This is a genomic window from Bordetella tumulicola (genome assembly GCF_054779135.1).
This window is the reverse complement of sequence record NZ_BAAGYU010000012.1, coordinates 1-748: the sequence shown is the minus strand read 5'-3', so window position 1 is coordinate 748 and position 748 is coordinate 1. Positions and strand designations below refer to the sequence as shown.

Genomic DNA, 748 nt, shown 5'->3' with positions numbered 1-748 from the left:
TGATACCTCCAGCAGCCTTTACAAGCCACCTTCGCAGGCTTACAGAACGCTCTCCTACCCAACAACACATAGTGTCGCTGCCGCAGCTTCGGTGCATGCTTGAGCCCCGTTACATCTTCCGCGCAGGACGACTCGATCAGTGAGCTATTACGCTTTCTTTAAAGGATGGCTGCTTCTAAGCCAACCTCCTGACTGTCTATGCCTTCCCACTTCGTTTCCCACTTAGCAATAATTCGGGACCTTAGCTGGCGGTCTGGGTTGTTTCCCTCTTGAGTCCGGACGTTAGCACCCGGCGTGTGTCTCCCGTGATAACATTCTTCGGTATTCGTAGTTTGCATCGGGTTGGTAAGTCGGGATGACCCCCTAGCCGAAACAGTGCTCTACCCCCGAAGATGAGTTCACGAGGCGCTACCTAAATAGCTTTCGGGGAGAACCAGCTATCTCCCGGTTTGATTGGCCTTTCACCCCCAGCCACAAGTCATCCGCTAATTTTTCAACATTAGTCGGTTCGGTCCTCCAGTTAGTGTTACCCAACCTTCAACCTGCCCATGGCTAGATCACCGGGTTTCGGGTCTATACCCTGCAACTTAACGCCCAGTTCGGACTCGCTTTCGCTACGGCTTCCCTATTCGGTTAACCTTGCCACTGAATGTAAGTCGCTGACCCATTATACAAAAGGTACGCAGTCACCCCACAAGGTGCTCCCACTGCTTGTACGTACACGGTTTCAGGTTCTTTTTCACTCCCC

The 748-nt window shown here is 52.4% G+C and carries 1 rRNA gene; it reads right to left on the bottom strand.

Annotated elements, in window-relative coordinates:
- Positions 1-748: ribosomal RNA gene (locus ACYVDM_RS25020) — 23S ribosomal RNA — on the bottom strand; the annotation flags it as partial.